This window comes from Paenibacillus sp. J31R34, assembly GCF_059383715.1.
In genome coordinates, this window is record NZ_JBXENU010000001.1 from 1 (window position 1) to 18659 (window position 18659).

At 43.2% G+C, this 18659-nt stretch carries 18 protein-coding genes; 13 read left to right on the forward strand and 5 right to left on the reverse strand.

Going from position 1 to position 18659, the window contains the following annotated elements:
• The 3 genes from AC50YG_RS00005 to AC50YG_RS00015 all read left to right on the forward strand — a co-directional run.
• Positions 1 to 217, forward strand: a 217-nt coding sequence (locus AC50YG_RS00005) for a transposase (RefSeq protein ID WP_494823865.1), incomplete at its 5' end; no start/stop codon positions are given.
• A 271-nt stretch (positions 218 to 488) separates the two neighbouring features.
• Complete coding sequence (locus tag AC50YG_RS00010; protein ID WP_494823867.1) at positions 489 to 1334, forward strand: hypothetical protein; 846 nt, start codon at positions 489 to 491, stop codon at positions 1332 to 1334.
• Between the two features lie 3 nt (positions 1335 to 1337).
• Positions 1338 to 2846, forward strand: a complete 1509-nt coding sequence (locus AC50YG_RS00015) for a hypothetical protein (protein WP_494823868.1) — start codon at positions 1338 to 1340, stop codon at positions 2844 to 2846.
• A gap of 351 nt (positions 2847 to 3197) precedes the next feature.
• Here the strand turns inward: AC50YG_RS00015 and AC50YG_RS00020 are convergent, their stop codons facing one another.
• The gene (locus AC50YG_RS00020; RefSeq protein WP_494823870.1) at positions 3198 to 3398 is read right to left on the reverse strand and encodes a hypothetical protein; all 201 of its coding nucleotides are present in this window, start codon (positions 3396 to 3398) and stop codon (positions 3198 to 3200) included.
• 650 nt (positions 3399 to 4048) lie between these two features.
• Between AC50YG_RS00020 and AC50YG_RS00025 the strand changes: the two genes are divergently transcribed.
• Together AC50YG_RS00025 and AC50YG_RS00030 are read left to right on the forward strand one after the other, a co-directional pair.
• Positions 4049 to 4612, forward strand: a complete 564-nt coding sequence (locus AC50YG_RS00025; RefSeq protein WP_494823872.1) for an RNA polymerase sigma factor — start codon at positions 4049 to 4051, stop codon at positions 4610 to 4612.
• Positions 4593 to 5285 carry a DUF4367 domain-containing protein gene (locus AC50YG_RS00030; RefSeq protein WP_494823873.1) on the forward strand — a complete coding sequence of 231 codons (693 nt, stop codon included), beginning with the start codon at positions 4593 to 4595 and terminating at the stop codon, positions 5283 to 5285. Before AC50YG_RS00025 ends, AC50YG_RS00030 begins: the two co-directional genes overlap by 20 nt.
• 424 nt (positions 5286 to 5709) lie before the next feature.
• Here AC50YG_RS00030 and AC50YG_RS00035 read toward each other — a convergent pair whose 3' ends face one another.
• Positions 5710 to 7650, reverse strand: coding sequence for a S8 family serine peptidase (locus AC50YG_RS00035; protein ID WP_494823875.1), 1941 nt, complete (start codon positions 7648 to 7650; stop codon positions 5710 to 5712).
• Positions 7651 to 8203: 553 nt separating this feature from the next.
• On the opposite strand from AC50YG_RS00035, the gene AC50YG_RS00040 reads away from it, so the two are divergent.
• The 3 genes from AC50YG_RS00040 to AC50YG_RS00050 all read left to right on the forward strand — a co-directional run bounded on the left by AC50YG_RS00040 (position 8204) and on the right by AC50YG_RS00050 (position 11046).
• A complete protein-coding gene (locus tag AC50YG_RS00040; RefSeq protein WP_494823876.1) occupies positions 8204 to 8893 on the forward strand; it encodes a helix-turn-helix domain-containing protein in 690 nt (229 codons plus the stop codon).
• Entirely contained in the window at positions 8844 to 9767 is a 924-nt protein-coding gene (locus AC50YG_RS00045; RefSeq protein WP_494823879.1) for an IS3 family transposase, read from the forward strand. Before AC50YG_RS00040 ends, AC50YG_RS00045 begins: the two co-directional genes overlap by 50 nt.
• 295 nt (positions 9768 to 10062) lie before the next feature.
• The gene (locus AC50YG_RS00050) at positions 10063 to 11046 is read left to right on the forward strand and encodes a CgeB family protein (protein ID WP_494823880.1); all 984 of its coding nucleotides are present in this window, start codon (positions 10063 to 10065) and stop codon (positions 11044 to 11046) included.
• Here the strand turns inward: AC50YG_RS00050 and AC50YG_RS00055 are convergent.
• The gene (locus AC50YG_RS00055; RefSeq protein ID WP_494823882.1) at positions 11039 to 11662 is read right to left on the reverse strand and encodes a polysaccharide deacetylase family protein; all 624 of its coding nucleotides are present in this window, start codon (positions 11660 to 11662) and stop codon (positions 11039 to 11041) included. The two genes, AC50YG_RS00050 and AC50YG_RS00055, sit on opposite strands and share 8 nt — an antisense overlap.
• Positions 11663 to 11748: 86 nt before the next feature.
• Here AC50YG_RS00055 and AC50YG_RS00060 point away from each other — a divergent pair, with 86 nt between their 5' ends.
• Genes AC50YG_RS00060 through AC50YG_RS00080 form a run of 5 tightly spaced genes read left to right on the forward strand, consistent with a single transcriptional unit; the run spans position 11749 to position 15861 of the window.
• The gene (locus AC50YG_RS00060) at positions 11749 to 12729 is read left to right on the forward strand and encodes a CgeB family protein (protein ID WP_494823883.1); all 981 of its coding nucleotides are present in this window, start codon (positions 11749 to 11751) and stop codon (positions 12727 to 12729) included.
• Positions 12726 to 13391: a polysaccharide deacetylase family protein gene (locus AC50YG_RS00065; RefSeq protein ID WP_494823885.1), complete on the forward strand. Its 666-nt coding sequence runs from the start codon at positions 12726 to 12728 to the stop codon at positions 13389 to 13391. Before AC50YG_RS00060 ends, AC50YG_RS00065 begins: the two co-directional genes overlap by 4 nt.
• Positions 13391 to 14368 carry a CgeB family protein gene (locus AC50YG_RS00070; protein WP_494823887.1) on the forward strand — a complete coding sequence of 326 codons (978 nt, stop codon included), beginning with the start codon at positions 13391 to 13393 and terminating at the stop codon, positions 14366 to 14368. Before AC50YG_RS00065 ends, AC50YG_RS00070 begins: the two co-directional genes overlap by 1 nt.
• 36 nt (positions 14369 to 14404) lie before the next feature.
• Entirely contained in the window at positions 14405 to 15043 is a 639-nt protein-coding gene (locus AC50YG_RS00075) for a polysaccharide deacetylase family protein (RefSeq protein ID WP_494823889.1), read from the forward strand.
• Entirely contained in the window at positions 15040 to 15861 is an 822-nt protein-coding gene (locus AC50YG_RS00080) for a glycosyltransferase family 2 protein (RefSeq protein ID WP_494823891.1), read from the forward strand. Before AC50YG_RS00075 ends, AC50YG_RS00080 begins: the two co-directional genes overlap by 4 nt.
• Positions 15862 to 16000: 139 nt before the next feature.
• Here AC50YG_RS00080 and corA read toward each other — a convergent pair whose 3' ends face one another.
• On the reverse strand, positions 16001 to 16951 hold the full coding sequence (gene corA, locus AC50YG_RS00085) for a magnesium/cobalt transporter CorA (protein WP_494823893.1): 951 nt from the start codon (positions 16949 to 16951) through the stop codon (positions 16001 to 16003).
• Positions 16952 to 17104: 153 nt separating this feature from the next.
• Positions 17105 to 18535: a MocR-like pyridoxine biosynthesis transcription factor PdxR gene (pdxR, locus tag AC50YG_RS00090; RefSeq protein WP_494823895.1), complete on the reverse strand. Its 1431-nt coding sequence runs from the start codon at positions 18533 to 18535 to the stop codon at positions 17105 to 17107.
• Positions 18536 to 18659 lie beyond the last annotated feature (124 nt).

Consider the following 18659-nt stretch of genomic DNA (forward strand, 5'->3'; position numbering starts at 1 on the left):
AAAACTGCGCAGCGAGGAAGGATATGCGCTGTCGGTAAGACGAATGATTGAACCCGAAAGTGTATTCGGGCAGATAAAAAATAACCGGGGATTCCGGCGTTTTCTGCTTCGCAGCTTGCCTAAGGTAAGTCTGGAGGTCGGGTGGCTTTCGCTTGCCCATAATCTCATGAAGCAAGCACCCATATACCAAAAGAGAAAAATAGCCGTACAGGAATAGACACCCTGTACGGCTATTTTTTCATGTTTTCAAGTATTTGGGTTGAAAGGGAGCTATTTCTCCAGCGAACTTCATGCTTTTGGGACAGCCCCTTTTTTCTCTTCTGAATCTCCTAACCTAAAAGGTAAATATTGTGTTATTATAAAAGAGTTGGGCACTTTCCAGGTAAGGATTGAATAGTTGAAACGATTATTGAAGTTGTAGAAAATAATGACGATTAATTAATAAGGATTTTGAAAGAGGAACTTATACATATAATGGAGGAAGTTAGATGCTAAATTCGGAGATGAAAAAAAGTGCATTAAATCAATTGAAAGAGGCCAGTGAAAAATATGCTACAATTGGCACGAATGTGCAAAACGACGCAATCCTGCTTTTAGAGATTAGAAATAAAGCATCGGTCCTCATAAAATTAGTAGAGGAGTACGTTAATACTCTTGCTCATACACCTAAGTCATTCGCAAGTCAGATCGAGAAGGTAAAGATACTTCTGAATAAGTTTCAAGCTATTCTTGATATTAAGTACGATGAGAAAGCGGCAAACATTGTGTCTGGAGGGATCTCCGGAGCTGGTGTTGCTGCAGGGATTGGAATCGCAGCGTTTGGACCAACAGCTGCCTTAGCCATCGCTACTACTTTTGGAACCGCTTCGACTGGTGTAGCTATTTCATCTCTTGCTGGGGCAGCAGCTACAAATGCCGCATTAGCTTGGTTAGGTGGTGGAGCAATAGTAGCTGGTGGGAGTGGTATGGCTGGTGGAGGTGCTCTTCTAGCACTTGCTGGACCAGTAGGCTGGGGAATTGGCGCTGCAGGCCTTGCTACAGGAGCGATAGTCGCGAATAATAAGAATAAAAAAATAGCGATTAAAGCGCAAAAAGAAACTGTAGAGATCGTGAAGCAAATCGCAGTATTACAAAGTGTTAGTTTGGAAATTAGGAAGCTGAAGCTCCTGACTAAGAAGCATAGCACAGGATTATTTACTTCACTTGATAGTCTTAAGAAAACAGATATAACCGATTATTTGAAATTCGATGAGAAACAAAAACTAGAGTTAGGTGCGTTAGTCAATAATACATATTCGCTATCAGAACTCATTAACAAAAAAGTGAGTTCATAGGATATGAAACGGATTTATGAGGCATCCGTTGATCAGACAATTGGTTCCTTGGTTCACTACTGGAATGAGGAAAGACAGGCTGAGCTCCGAGATCAGTTGCTAAGGTTGAAAGAATTGGAGCATTTCCAACTGCAGGGTCAGGATGAAGCTTTGATAAAGGCTATGGAACAAGTAGATAAGATTCGTGAATTCCTGAAAAAACCTGGAAATATATTAGGTAGCGATTTAACCAAACATGGAGAAATTGCCGAGAACATCGAGGTTAATATCCGGAATGCCCGTGATATGCTGGAGGGTAGGCAAGCCACGGCAACATTTGACAACGTTGGTCGGACTGCGCCAGAAGACTACTTAATCGACGGTATCAAAGTACAATCGAAATTCATTAATGGTCTCAATAATAATTTGGACCACATTCTCGATCATATGGGTAAATACGACATTTTTGGGAAGGATGGATCGTATTGCAATATTCCAAAAGATCATTATGAGCAAATCAAAAAGATTGTGGATGGTAATAAGCCAGATGGGCTTAGCGAGAGAACTGCTAAAAAAATTCTCGAGAAAGTACGCGAAATTGAAAGAGAAACGGGACAGTCATTTGATCAAGTCGTTAAACCTTCGATATCTAATTACGCTGAGGTTCAACAAGGAACGGCAAATCAGACGATCAACGAGAATGGAGAAAATCTGAGCCAACGAAATGAAGAAATAAAAGAGAGTATACGAGAAAAAACGAGTGAAAAGAAGGATCAGGCTCAGCAGGCGAGCAAGCCAAGCTGGAAAGATGGGATTAATGCAATGTTACTCGGCGCCCTAATCGGCGGTAGTATCAGTGTCATTGCAGGCGTTTACAAAAAGAACAAGGAAGAAGGCAAGAATCTTTTCCATTTCACCTCAGAGGATTGGAAGGATATCGGTATTGATTTTGCGAAAGGTGGCGGACGCGGCGGTGTTTCAGCCATGTCTATTTATGCATTGACGAATTATACAAATATGGGCGCGCCATTGGCAGCTGCTTTTACATCTGCTGCTTTTGGGGTTGCCTCATTAGCGATGGATTTTAATAACGGAGTAATCGATATGGGAGAACTTATTACTAATGGGCAAATGGTATGCATGGAATGTGGACTGACAACCCTTGGTGCAGTCGCGGGACAGTTCCTTATTCCTATTCCGATTATCGGTGCATTGGTGGGGAGTTTTACTGTTGGAGTACTAGCATCATTTACAAAAAAATATTTAGCTGAGGAAGGTAATAAGGTCAAACAGCACCTTGACCAAATATTTAATGATGCATTGTCTAATATCAGTAAGGAATACAAGAGTATAGTTGAAAACATAATGGTCGAGTATGAAAAGCTAGGATCGATAACTCAAATGGCATTTAACTTTGATAGTAACGCTGCCCTTAGATTCGATTATAGCCAAAAGCTTGCTGAAGTTTACAGGGTCGAGAAAAGCAAAATAATAAAGAGCATTCATGAAATAGATAACTTCTTCCTTGTTTAACAATTCTAATGGAAACCAAACCCAAATGAAGAAACCCCTTATAAATTAAGGTTATAGCCCGCCGTGGAATAAGAAAACATAAAAGCCTATTTTCTATTTTCCCACATTCGATATATATGTTTTTACTTATCATTTGCTTGACTACATGTTGATCACGAACGAATCATATTCACTTGGATTTATAACATTAATTTTTTTGTAATATCGAATAAAAATCCAAGAAGAGACTCGAAAACAGTAATTGTATTATAGCCTCGTAGCTTATAAACAATAAAGGGCCTTCTTACGTTTCTGATCAGCATGATGGAAACGTAAAAAGGTCTTTAAACTATTAAAGATATAACATGTTAATTATTCAATATCATAGTCCGTACGATCAGGATCAAATTCAAGATCTCGAATAACTTGTTCAATATTAAAGTAATGCTTTCCTTGATTAATCTTATCCGTAAGATCTTTCCCAGTCTGCTCATCATAAACACTAATTACTTGGAATGCTCCTAGCATACCAGAATGATCTCTTGTTTCATAATCTAAATTAAATAAAAGCAAACAATATCCCTCCCCCATAGCGTCTAAATATGGAAATAATATCATAGTTCTTGGTGAAATAGAATCGCTTTAATTTATTCAAAATGAATATTACATTCTCAACTTCAATACTATGAATTATTCTATTTCAAGATAGAATCTGTCTTAAACAGATTAAAGACATGAGTCAATAATAAAGGGCAAGAGTATTTCAGAATCACAATTAAATTTTCCAAGGATTTCACTTCATTTGAAAATATTATCAAGGATTGATTACTAACATTGGTTTTGGTCACAGTTTTTCTTTTGTGGGTGCATGGGTCCACTTGAACTTAGAAATCTAAAACCCAAATAGGGTATATTCTTAAAGGCTTTCCTCCGTGTTTTCCTAACGTACAAAACCCCACCTCTCCACTGGCAGCGATGAGGTCATCTAGAGAAAATACTGTTAGTATAAACGCATATTGGGTATTTTTTAAACTAAAGATGAAGTCGAAAAGCCGCATCAACAGGCATACTGTTCATGTGGCTTTTATCGTATGAAATTCAAGCTAGAAGGAGTATGGGCAATTAAGCTCAAATTCGCTCAATCTTTATTGGACTGTCAGATTTAAAGCGCAGTGCAGCGAAAAATGCGCTCAGGCCGTCTAATAGGTGGAGGTGATGATTCAGTGAAGCCGGCCGGCTCGAATAACAAGGAAAATTTCCCGAAAGATCCCACTCAAGCTCTAGAGCAGCTGATGGAAAGCTTTGGCTCGACGATCATGCGCACCGCTTATTTTTATACCGGAGATCAGCATCTTGCCGAGGATATCAGTCAGGAGGTATTTCTTCGCGCTTATCGCAACTGGAACTCGTTTCGTGGAGATAGCGCGGTTAAAACCTGGTTGACCACGATCGCTATCAACATTTGCCGGGACAAGATGGGCGTGCGGATGTTTACGGAACAGCCGACCGATCCGAGCCTGATGGAGCGGGGACGGATATTCAACGTGGAAGAAGAAGCGCTTAAAAGATTGCAGAAAAGCGAGATTTTGCGGCATATGCTGCGTCTGCCTCTGCCGTATCAGGAGGCTTTGTATTTATATTATTATCTGGACTTGGACACACGGGAAATTGCGAAAGCGACGTCGTCGCCTGAGGGTACCGTGAGAAACAGACTGCACCGGGCGCGCGAGGCGTTGGCTCGGGAAATGCGCAAGGAGGAGAAAACCGATGACGGACATGGAGCGTAATTTACGTCAAGATTTGAAAAAGGAGTTGGATGATATGTTGTTTTCTAGAATGGAAATGAGCGATAGCGTTAAACAGAAGATTAGGAAAGAAGCCGCCGCGGAGCAGAGAAGCCACCGCCGATTCGTTCTTCCGAAAGCCTGGACTGCAGGAGCGGCAGCGCTGGTCGCGGCGGTCGTCATTGTGACGGCATTGCCGATGCTGCAAGAGCCCGACGCAGTCCCGACGCCAACGGATCATTCGCCCGGAATCGTGCTGCCCGGTAACGGAGGAGCCACAGGTTCGGAGCTGTCCCAATTGATCACAACTCCGTTAGGAACGGCGGAGGCAGCGAAAGCAGCTTTCGGTTCCGGTGTGCTTGTTCCTCAAGTCGCCCCGGAAGGCTTCAAGCTGGCTGAGATCGTCGGCGTGGGAATGAAGGACCAACCGCTCAGAGATTTAAACTTCACATACGGCTCGGGTGATAAGACGGTGACGTTCAGCGCGAGCCGCATGCCGGCGGCGTTCCCGACGGAGCTGTTCACACAGACCAAAGTGGGCGGAGCGGACGGCTTTATTTTCGAGCAAGCCGAGTTCACGGAGCTGTTCTGGGTGGTTGACGGCATTCAGTATGGCGTGTCCGGTCCGATTTCGGGCGATGAGGCCATGAAGGTAGCCGAATCATTGGAGCCTTAATGAGTTGATGCGTGTATATCGTGAATGAATGGAACGCCCCTCCCGTCGAATGCTAGATAAATTAGGGTAGTGTAATATCCCCATACGGGAGAGCGCATTACTTGCAGCGATGAGGTCAGGGGTGAGGGTCCCCCTAGGTTCCACCATGATATAAATGTAAAAACCCTTGAGGAATCAAGGGTTTTTACATTTTTTAGAGGTATACCATTAAAGCAATATCATCAAAATATATATCTTGGGGACGAATAGGGGACGAAAAAACGGCATGCCATTACGTAGCGTTTCTTTTGAGATAATTTCTGCTTTCGGAGACATTATAGGGTTGAATGTATTGGCAGCGGCCTGATCTATCGATTGTAGAGCGTGACCGTAAATATTCATTGTAGTACGGATATCTGCATGCCCAAGTCGGCTTGAAATCTTTTTAGTAAGGGCCGAGCACAGTCCATACATCGTATAGATTACTATTCAGATCTGGAGGTTGATTTTGCGTCCACCATTTGGCTTTATACTTCACTCCGTTATAAGAAACAATGTCATATTGAACATAAATGGAGGAAGCGCTCCATGGAGTAATGGAATCGTCAACTTGAACCGTCACCGAGTTATTTTCCGTAGACAAATTACTAAAGCCATCCCGAGCCTTGACAGTAAATGTATATGAACCACTTGTTAATCCACTAATCGTAGCGGAGTTGCTAGTCGTTCTTGCTTTAGCAAATGGATCGTTATTCACATAAATGTCATAACCGATCAATCCAACATTGTCCGTAGAAGCTGTCCAATTCAAGGTAACTGTGTCAGTGATCGTATTAACAACTAGATTGGTTGGTGCTAGTGGTGCTTCTGTGTCGTTAGGTACGGCACCTGGCGTAGGTAAATTTGATATAATTTGTTTCAAATTCGGTAGGGTGCCGATTCTATCATTAGCCATATCGGAAGTCGGGGTATTGAACGGTAACCATCTCAGTATTCTACGAATTTCAGCTGGCGAATACGGTTCGCCGAAATTAGCCTTAGCAATCCCTTGCAGTTGTAGAATCGCGCCTACAACGACAGGTGAAGCGGAAGATGTTCCATTGAAATAGTCGGTATAACCAGTTGTCGAAGCCGTACTTGTTGCACCTAAGGTAGCAACGTTCTCACCAATACCGAAAACGTCGATTCGATTGCCATGGCTACTAAAGTCGAGTCTGTAGTGAGGTGCAGTTGATGATCCCGCTCCTACAAGTATTGCTCCAGAATCTTTAAAATCTGGGAGATCCCGATTGTAGATGTATTTATTATCCCAATGCTGGTACTGATCGAGATCAGCACCTCCGTTGGCTCCCGCTTCTACAACGACAATACCTAAGCTTGTTGCATATTGGATTGCATCAAACTCTGCTGGCTGTGTTTCGATAGGTAACCAAGGACCGCCAAAACCAATCTGTATTTCGAGCAGAATAACGTCACCCGGAGATAATACTTGTGTGGCCGCTAAAATGGCTTCTGCTGCGCCACCTGAACGAACTAAAGAGGATACATAGGGCGTTGCTTTGTTAGCTAGCCCGATATTGCCGATAGCATTGTCAACCGCGGATACAACTCCGAGTACAGCCGTACCGTGACTACCATCTCCATCATTAATGCCACCTGGCAAAAGCTGTATGTTATGAGCGGCTAGATCTTCATGATTTAATGCCCAACTCCACTCGACATCGGCCCACTGGGTTCCTTTGCCATCGCCACCTTCAAATTGCCAAGCATACGGAGCGTTAATACCTAGAGGATCTGCTTGCGCATAACGCTGTAATGAGAAGCGTGGATCGTTATCTGGAAGGACAGCTGTTGTGTTCGGAGTAGGTGTATTGGCTAATTCTGGTTTTTTGCTTAAATATGCTTCCTCAACGAGCGACAAGCTTCGCAGCTTTTGTAACAACTGTTCGACGTCAGCGCCCGCAGGAATTTTGGAATAATAATAGCGATCAAACACGGATGCTAACGGATTAGCAGTAATGCCTTTGTTAGCTGACGGTAAAAATTGCTGCGAGATTAGCGGGTCAAACGATAATTCTGGGATAGCAGATAGCGGCGATACTTCTTGTTGCAATTGAAGTTTTCCTTCTTTACTTGGAAGGAAGGCTTGTTGTTTAAGTTTGACAACAATTTTTTCTTCGAATATTGAAGTTGCAGGGTTTGAGAATGATGTACTTGTCGGAAAGGATTGTCCACTCTCTGAAGCGTAGGCTCCATTTGACAAAGTACCTAATGATAAAAGCAAGGTCGAGGCTAGAGCGACGGACAACGTTTTTTTATATTTGGAATAAGTATGTAAAATCGTAATCTCTCCTTTGTAATCGTTTCTTTTTCTAGTTCCGAGCACTACCGTTTAGAAGCCGAAAATAATCAAAAAGCTGAACGCTAGTAATAAAGAGTAGACGAGTGCGATAGGTTACGTTCTGATTAAATGCGAATACAAGTCTATCATCTCCTCTTATCCAATATATTTAATTTTTTGCTTCTATCTGGATGATTAGTATAATGATTTACAGTATAAGTTAAGAGAAATATTGGATCAAATCTGAGGTAAGCGTAAACAACGACAGTAATGTACAGATATCAGGTTAAAACTTCTATTTACTCTATTTCCCATAGGTTCAGTAGGAGATAATGTCGAATAATTCCCTTTTAATGTAATTTATCCTTGTGAGCTGTTTCTAAAGTCCTAATTTTCGAAAAAGCTGTTACTAGTTAAATGCTGCCGCACATAATCTTTTAAATAACGTACTAGAACCCAAAATATCTCGTATGTTTATGGTTCAGTCTATTAGGCCAAATACAACAAAAACGTCACCACATTTATGAAGTGCTCCCTTCATAGTAGACAGTAGAAAAAACAAAAACTTCTACGACTACAAATGATGGGAGTTTTTCTAATGTCTAAAAGAAGTCCCGTATCCTTAAAAAGGAAATTACAAGTCGTACATTGGTGCCTGGAGCGCAAGTCCAATCCTCATCATGAAGCCAAACAATTAGGATGTAGCACACATACGGTCAGACAATGGATCAGGAAATATAAAGCAGATGGTGTAGGCGGGCTCAAGGAATCAAGAACATGGAACGCCTACTCCAAGGAGTTAAAGCTTGCTGCTGTTCAAGATGTATTGTCTAGACAATTCTCGGTAGAAGAGGCGACAAAAAAGCATCATATTTCAAGCAGAAGTGTGTTGACGAAGTGGATTTCCAAGTATACTCAGGAGATAGAATTAAAATCTACCCTTAAAGGTAAAGGACTGTCTCCTATGAAAAAAGGACGTAAAACCACTGTTGAAGAACGGATTGAAATCGCACAATATACCATCGCGAATGAATTAATCTATCAGAAAGCGGTTGAGAAGTACGGTGTGTCTTATCAGCAAGTGTACGCATGGGTTCGGAAATATCAGGCGGGCGATGAGCAGGCTCTTCAAGACCATCGGGGTCGCAAAAAGCCTGTAGAAGAACTGGACGAGCATGAACGACTCAAGCTAAGGATCAAAGAGCTGGAAGCGCGAAATGAATACCTAGAGATGGAGAATGCCTTCGCAAAAAAGTTGGCAGAGATCAAGCGACGAAAACCACGCTAACCCTTGTTCGGCAATTAGACTTGTATCAAGCGATTCAAGAACTAAACCAAAAAAAGGTTACGCTATCACGAAGTTGTGTACGTTAGCTGGAGTTGCTCGATCTGCCTATTACAAGTGGTTGAAGTGGACACCATCTGCTAGGGAACTTGACGTTCGTGCGTTGGCTAAAGAAGTGAAGCTTCGTTATGACAAGCGAAAAGGGATACTTGGCTATCGTCAAATGCGTATGCAACTCAATCGCAAGCTCAAAAAGAAGTACAACAAAAAGCGTTACTACCGCATAACGCGAGCTCTTGGACTTCAAGCAGTCATTCGCAAGAAACGGGCACATTACGTGAAAATCATGGAGAAACATGTCGTTGAAAATGTAAGGAATCGCCATTTCGATGCCCCTGCTCCGAATATAAAATGGTCTACTGATGTGACAGAACTGAAGTACGGAAATGGGCGTAAAGCCTATTTAAGTGCGATTATTGATGTATATGACAATTCCATTGTCTCGTGGGTGTTAAGCCATTCCAACAACAATAAGCTGGTCATGGATACGCTGAAAAAGGCGTATACTAAGCATCCAGGAGTGTCCCCTCTCCTCCAAAGCGATAGAGGCTTCCAGTACACGTCTCACGAGTATAACCGACTCCATGTAAAATACGGATTTATGAAAAGCATGTCTCGTGTAAGTCGCTGTTTGGATAACCAGCCTATTGAACGATTTTGGGGTACGTACAAGTCAGAAAGCTATTATCTTACGAAGTATGACACATATGAAGACGTCCTCAAGGACGTTAAAGAATATATTCGTTATTACAATAATTACCGCTACACTGAGCGTTTGGTTGGTTTGTCCTCAAGCGAATACCGAAGAGCGGTATAACAAAGATACCCCAGCTTTATTCCATACAAGCTGAGGTATCTAAATGAACGAACTATTTTTGTTTTTTACACTGTCCGCTTGACAGGGAGCATTTCAATCCCCCTAGGCCCCATCAAATTAGACATTTTACGCAGCCTGATACAGGTTGCGTTTTTATTTTGTATCGCCTGTAATAGCGAATCCAAGGTAGCCAAAGAAAACATGGCTTTGATAGGTTGAAGCCTATTCAACTGCGAAAGTCATGAATATAATGTTGGCACCTGTAGAAAAATGCGATTGAAGCAAGGAGACAAAAATGACTATACGCCGAATTTTGTTTCTGGAGACCCACCCCATGTGGATTTACGGTTTGCCAAAAGGCTTCCAAAAATTGGGGCACAAGGTCAAAACATGCGCTCCAGGCCAGGGAGCCGCGCGCTTGATTAAACAATTTAAACCGGAGCTTATTTTTGCAATGGGCTGGACCCCTGCTAACAATACCCCCCGTAAGCAGCGGCTCATTGCCAAGCTGGTTCGAATGTCGGGTGCCCCTTTCGTCTACTGGTCCACAGAAGACCCTGGCTATTCAGATATATTTTCTCTCCCGTTAATTCGCCGAACACATCCTGATTTTGTTTTTTCCATCCATCGACCAACCGTTCAACGCCTCAAAAAGCTGTCTCTTCATGCCGCACATTTGGACTTCGGGAGTGATTCGGATACTCACCGTAGAAGTAAGAGTGTTAGGCGGTATAAAGGAAATGCTGCTCTTGTAGCCAATGGATACACGAGGCTATACCGCGAGAAACCCGGCCATTATCGTTTCAAGTCCCTAAGGCGGCTAGTTAATCCTTTCTTGGATGCCGGGTTGAAAGTGGATTTGTATGGCCGGGATTGGAAGAAAATGAAGAGCTTATTCAAAACAGCGATACCAGCCAAACGCGTTCATGGTTATCTGCCCTACAAAGAAGCCGTTAAGGTATACAGCTCCGTTGATTTTGTTATCGGCCCTCAAAATGCAGAGGATAGACTTACTCAAAGAACCTATGAAATTCTCGCATCAGGTGGCCTGCTGATTACAGATGACACACCTGAAGTACGCAGGTGGTTCCGTCCAGGCAAGGAACTGCTCGTTTCTTCTTCAGAGAAGGAGACCAGGCACCTGATTGCGAAATATCAACGCTCCCCGCAAAAATGTGAACAAATACGGCAGCATGCTGTGCGTGCAGCAGCCAAGCATTCCTATAAGAAAAGAGCGGCCAATGTGCTGGACATTTTGCAAAAAAAGGGAGTTATCTAGTTCCCATGCTCAATAATTCCGATACGGTCACAAAATCGAATCCTTTTCTTCGCAGCTTACGGATGATAAAGGGAAGCGCCTTAGCTGTCTGCCGAGCCGAGTCGCTTGCATGAAGCAGCAGAATGTCACCAGGTTTTACGTTTAAGGTAGAATTCCGGATTATCGAGCGAACCCCCGGATTCGTCCAATCCATGGAGTCCACACTCCAGTGAATCGTATAGTATCCTAGTGATCCAAGCAGATTTGTAACACGGTGATTCATATCTCCATTCGGTGTACGGATAAGCCGGCATTTTACGCCTGTAACTCTACGTATAGCTGAACCAGCTGCTTTCACTTCACGGGTGATCCATCTGTTGCTGTGCTCTGTATAATTCTCATGAAGCTGTCCATGCGATCCGATTTCATAACCCATTGTTTTAATTTTCCGGGCTAAACGGGGGTGTTTTAATACCCACGGGCTGGATAGAAAAAAGGTTGCTTTCTTCACTTCATTCGCTGACAGTGCATCAAGTACAGGTATAGGTACCCTGCTGCCCCAACCAATATCAAATGTCAGAGCTATGAGCTTCCTTTTCGTATTGACACGATATACCGCTTCAAATAATGGCTTCATCGAATGCCCCCTTTTCCACATATATATGTCAACCGCGAAAAATTGATTATGCAACTGTCATTGTTATTACAGGATGGTGGAAATAATTGAAAATATTGTTTTTGGAACGAGGAAAGCTTTGGTCATACGGGCTGCCTGACGGTTTAAGAGACCTCGGACACCAGGTGCGGGCATCGGGCCCTGTGCATAAACGCACGCTTATCCGTCAGTTGTCGTCTTTTAAACCTGATCTGCTTGTATCCGTAGGCTGGGGGCCTGATCATACCACGACCAAGCAGCGCTTAGTGAGAAGCCTTGCTACCCAATATAAAATTCCACTTGTCTATTGGTCCACAGAAGATCCTAACTTTACAGAGGTCTTCACCCTTCCGCTGCTTAGGCGCATGAAACCGGACCATACCTTTACCATTTCGGCAAAAACGGCCAAGCGATTCCACAAGATGGGCTATCCTGCTGAACACCTGGACTATGCCTTTCATCCCAAAGTACACTACAGAACCAAAGCGAAAAAGCAATACCAAGCGGATATAGTCGTTGTTGCCAATGCCTACCCTGATGTTTTGCGTAAATATCCAAAGCTTTACCGCAATAAATCGATTCGTATTCTGGTGCGTCCATTGTTAAGGAACGGTTACCGAATTGACTTTTACGGACGGAATTGGTCCCGTATGAAGCCCTTTCTTGGATACTCGATTCCTAAGAAATCAATAAAAGGTTCTATTCCATACAAAGCTGCGAATAAAGTGTTCAGCTCGGCCAAAATTGTTCTAGGATTGCAAAACTATACGGATATGTTGACGCAGAGAACCTACGAAACGCTTGGTTCAGAAGGCTTTTTCCTGACGAATGATACACCTGCTGTCAGAAAAATTTTGAAGCCGGGACGTGACGTGGCAGTCAGTTCGAGCCCGAAAGAGACCTTAAGGAAGGTTCGTTTCTATTTGGATAATGCAAGCGAAAGGGAGAAAATCAGGAGAAACGGACGGCGGGCCATTGCCATGTATAATTACACCACACGCGCCCGGTTCATGTTGTCCACCTTAAGGAGGAGGGGATTGATCCCGTGAAATCTTCTGCATATAAAAAAAAGGATAAGGTCAAGGTGGCTTACTTAACCTTTGATGATGGTCCTTCCAAGAACACGGATCAAATATTGAAGATATTGAAACAGCACCAGATCAAAGGAACTTTTTTTGTGCTGGCCAATAAGAGCTCCTACGGTATCCGGATGTACAGGAAAATGGTGAGGTCCGGCCACAGTATAGGAAACCACACCTATTCACATGACTATTCCAAAATTTATAAAAGTAAGAAAGACTTTTTCGCCGATTTTTATCGAATGGAACGCTTTCTTCACCGTATTATTGGAAATAAACCTCGTTTGTTCCGGTTCCCCGGCGGCTCTAATAATCGTTTGGGCTATGCCATAGGTGGCCCAAAGACCATGATGTCTATTAAAACCGCACTTCGTTCAAGAAAGTACCGTTATTTCGACTGGACAATTGATTCCCAAGACTCTTCGTCTCCTTCTCCTGCTTCGGGGCAAATAATCCGAAATATACTTCATGAGAGCAGACTGAAACGGAAGTGTATTATCCTGTTTCACGATTTTTCTGATGCGAGCTTAGCTGCTTTGCCTGCAGTTATCCGGGGGTTAAAGAGTCAAGGCTTTGGCTTTGATGTGCTATCAAAAAGCTCCTACAATTATCAAATCGCGGAGGGTCAATAATGAAAGTATTGTTTCTAGAAAGCCATCCGATGTGGATTCATGGTCTTCCCAATGGGTTTCGGGACGCAGGACATACTGTGAAAGTTTCGGGACCACTGACTAGAAATAAGCTTCCCCGTCTGCTCAGGCAGTTCAAGCCTGATCTGATTATTAGTATGGGCTGGACCAATGAACACAGTGGTCATAAACAACAGTTGATTAAAAGATTTGTCGGTTCAACAGCTATTCCACATATTTACTGGGCGACTGAAGATCCCACACATCACGAGTCCTTTTCTCTTCCCTATGTCCGTACAGTCAAGCCTGATTTTGTCTTTACCATTTGCCGCTCTATGATTAAGGAATATAAGAAAATAGGAATTAAGGCAGCCCATATGGATTTTGGTTATCACCGCAAAGTACACCGTGAAGGTAAAGTCGTCAAGCATCTCAGAAGTAATATTGGAGTAGTTGCCAACGGATATTCCCGCATATTAAAGATATATCCCCAACACTTCCGTCTCAAATCACTCGACCATCTCATTCGTCCTTTAGTGAAGGACGGCACCCGAATTGATTTTTGGGGAAGGCAGTGGGATGAAATGACGCCTATTCTCGGAGCACGTATTCCGCGCAGCTGGATCCATGGCTATTTGCCCTACACTGAAGCCCGTAAAGTCTATAATTCTGCCAAAATTATAATTGGCCCTCAGAACCAATTATCCCAGGTTACTCAAAGAACCTATGAAATTCTCGGTTCAGGCGGCTTCCTTATTACTAGTGATACCCCTGAAATTCGCCGTTTGTTCAAGCCGGGGAGGGATCTTGTTGTCTCCAGCTCCGCGCAGCAAACGCGAAAGCTTGTCCGTTACTATATGAATCGTCCAAAAGAACGTGAACGTATTCGCAAGCGAGGCAGGCGTACCGTTCTGAAGCATAATTATAAACGTCGCGCTCAGTATATGATCCAACAGCTGAAAAAAAACAAAATTCTTTGAATATACAGCCGCTCTTCAAGGAGGAATAAATCCGATATGAGTACGGTTCTGAGCCGAATTCCAACGAATAAAAAGGTCGTTGCTCTGACATTTGATATTGCTAACGGTCGTAAAGTGCCGCTGCGAATGTTATCTGTCCTTCGAAAAAACGGTATAAGCAAAGCGACATTTTTTCTTACGGGCATATGGGTCGGATCGAATCCCGATATTGCCAGGCGGATTCGCCAAAAGGGATACGAAATTGCGTCTCACGGATACCAGCATAAGGATTACAGGAAGCATTCGAATTCATGGATTGAACAGGAAGTGAAAACAGCCAAGAAAATCATTCTTCAAACCACTGGTGTGAACACCAATTTGTTTCGTACACCAGGTGGTGACATGAATGAACGTGTCATTAATAAGCTAAAGTCCATGAAACAGACTATTGTTCACTGGGATGTGGATTCTCTGGATTGGAAGTTGAAGGATATCAGCACAATTGTGAAGCGGGTTGTGCCTCATACACGTGCCGGCTCCATTATTTTGCTGCATGCATGCGATCCATGGACTCAAAGCCTGGCGTCTGTACCAATAATCGTAAGGAGACTGCGTCAAAAAGGCTATAGCTTTGTAACGGTAACTGAGCTTCTGCGTGGACAGAAACGCCGCAGAAAATTAGGAGCGAACCCTTGAAGACAGCAGCCAAATCAAAGCGTGCCTATCAATCTGACGCTGTAACGATTATTACCTGTACGAATCGTCCGGAGCATTTTAAACGACTAATGGCCAATTATAACCGGCAGCGGTATAGATCCAAAGAGCTAATCGTAGTTCTGAACAAGGACTCCATGAAGTTGAAGAACTATATAAGAAAACACAAACAGCGCAAGGACATCCTCCTTTACCAGCTTCCCGAAAAAAAATCACTCGGATATTGTCTGAATTATGCGATAATCAAAGCTAAACATGCATATATTGCCAGATTTGATGACGACGACTATTATTCGCCGTTTTACTTGAACACCATGATGCATGCATTAAGGAAGTCTAAATCAGATATTGTGGGAAAAAGAGCTTGTCTAATCTATCTTGAATCCAACTCCCGGCTGCTCCTGCGTCATCCGAAGGAACAGAACAGATATGTGGAGCAAATTGCGGGTGCCACATTGCTGTGCAGCAAAAAGATTTTTAATAAGGTCCGGTTTAAACCTGTATCACTGGGGGAGACCGTTGGATTTTTAAGGCGCTGCAAGCGTAAAGGCTACAATGTTTATTCAACAGACTGCTTTCATTACGTTACCAGACGCCGAGCGCGGAAAGACAGCCATACATGGAAAATCAGTGACCGCAAGTTAATTAGCCAGAGCAAACAGATAACCGCTTGCGGCTCCCGCTACCGGCGTTATGCCACTAATAAAAAGCCGGGCATAAACTTAAGAGGAGCGAAAACATGCGCAGGCCCATTATCGCAGTTAAGAAGGAGAAGGATTGGATTCAAGTCGCATTTTTGATTGAAAAGGGGCAGTGAAACTTTATAAAAAGCCTACGCAACCAGCGCGTGCCGATACTCAATCGGTGCGCGCTGGTTGCGTAGGCTTTGGCAACGGTGATCATTATAATGAAACAGGATATCGGCTTTTATACATTAATCTATTTAAACCAGCCCTTGCGCCATAACCAGAAAATCATGATAGACCCAACTCCCAACAAAACCCATAAGACCCCAAAATAACCCCAACGCCAAGTAAGTTCTGGCATATACTCAAAATTCATTCCATAAATGCTCGCAATGAAGGTTAAGGGAATAAATATGGATGTCATAACGGTTAGTGTCTTCATGATCTTATTCATTCTGTTTGCATTTATTGAAATGTAGCTGTCCCTCATATCTGCGGTCATTTCTCGATTAGATTCAATCATTTCGGAAAGCTTCAGCAAATGGTCGTAAATATCGGTAAAGTATACGACTTGTTCTTTTATTCCATCAATTTTCTCAGAATTAATTACTCGGTAAAGAAGCTCCCTCATAGGTAAAACGGTTTTTCTGAGTTTGAGCAAATCAGAGCGGATATCGAAAATGGTATCCATTAATTTTTCAACGCTTTCATTTTTAACATTGTCTTCAATTTCATTTAATTGGTCTTCTATTTGATACAAAGTTGGAAAGTAATTGTCAACCAATTTGTCCATGATTGAATAAGCAACAAAAATATGACCTTTCTCGGATAAACTTTTATGTTCAATTATGCGGCTCCAAGCCTCATCTACCTCTCTGCAATTGGATAAATGGAATGAAACCACGAAGTTTATGCCTATAAACAAATCAATTTCTTCAGCTTGCAAAGTTTTTTGGTCAATGGAGTGCAGTACAAAAAAGTGGTCAGCATCATAATGGTCTAATTTTGGACGCTGTAAAAAGTGCAGACAATCTTCAATAGCTAAGGGGTGAAAATGGAAAAAAGTTTCCAATAAATTTGTTTCTTCTTCTGTTGGAGAATTAAAATCAACCCAAAACCATTTAATGTTTGAATTAGTAAGGTCAGTTATGGAAATATCCGTTATCACTTTCAAGTCATTGGTTACAGCAATTGTTCGAAGCACAAAACACCATCCTCATGTGAAATCCTGATTAAGGATAGTATAGCATCTCCCATTTTATTTTACTTGCTCATGTCGTTTTGCTTGCTCATGTCGTGCAGCTGAAGTCGTCATGGATTTTTTCCATTTTACACTTTTGCATTCACGTGGTTTCATTTATCCCACACGAAACCAAGCATGGTATAGCGCATGAACTCCCTCTATGATATCCTCCTTGCTCAAACCGCCGAATCCGATCTGCACCATGGATTTCTCTGCAGCAGCCCGTTCTGCCCAAAAGGGAGATACAGGGTAGACCCTGACGCCTTCTTCCTCCGCAGCGGCAATCAACTGATGTTCATCCATGCCATTATGCACACGCAACAAAATATGAAGTCCGGCATCCTGGCCGATTATGGTTGCTTGAGCGCCCATCACTTGCTGAAGCGTTGATATCAGCGTGAATTGCTTCTCTCGGTATACATGGCGCATCCGGCGAATGTGGGCTTCCCAATGTCCATTTTTCATAAACAGCTCCAACGTTTTCTGGTGAAAACGTGATACCGTTTGGTCATACAATGGGTAGTTTTGCTCACCGTGCAGCTCTATTAGCTCCTGAGGCAGCACCATGTAGGCGATGCGCAGGGAAGGGAGCAGGCATTTTGAAAAAGTCCCCAGGTAAACCGTGCGATGATGGGTATCGAGGCTCTGCAGGGACGGTATTGGTTTGCCGACATATCTGAATTCGCTATCGTAATCGTCCTCGATAATAATCCCATTCTGGTCGGCTGCCCATTTCAGCAATTGCATTCTTTTGGGGAGCGGCATGACCATTCCATAGGGGAACTGGTGTGACGGCGTCATGTACACGATGCGGGATTTGCTTTCATAAAGCTTCTGTATATTCAGCCCATCCGTTTCCAGCGGAATAGGGTGGATGTGAAAACCATGATGCGCAAAAATCGTCCTCACTCCGTCATATCCCGGCTCTTCCATTGCCATGCCGTTGCTGTTGTCGTTGCTTGCCCCACCTATTAAGCGGGATAGCACGCCAAGCAGATACTGCACACCAGCTCCAATCATAATTTGATCAGGTGTGCAATTGACTCCCCTGGAGCCGTGCAAATATGTGGCGATTTCTTCTCGAAGCCCAGGTTCTCCAAGCGGATCGCCATATGAACACAAGTCCTGTTGATCCTGGTGCAAGCTTAGATTGGATAGCTTTCGCCAAGTGGCAAATGGAAAATGCGCAGCATCAACATCGCCATAGCGAAAATCGTAGCGGATCGCCGAGCTAACCTGTGCCCTATTTTTCAACTCCATCTTATTTATTTGATGCGACAAAGGCAACGACTCCAGCTCCAGATCAATAACGTATAGGCCGCTCCTTGGCCTGCTTTGAACATAACCTTCGGCTAACAGCTGCTGATAGGCTAAATCCACCGTATTGCGGCTAATATGGAGGTGGGCAGCCAGCGACCGAATAGAAGGCAGCCGTGTCTCAGCGGCCAGCTTTCCTCTCAAAATTTCTTGCTTAATATATTGATAAAGCTGGGAGTATAATGCCTCTCCAGACGCTCTGTTCAACAATACCGTCAAATCGATCATTCATATCCTCCTCGCCATCATGACTGGCCCTATGATCTAGTTTAGTTTTGTCACTACTTATGGGGTCAATTGCCGTATACAATTATATCACTTCCAGTCAGTCGAATTTGGATGAATGCCAGAA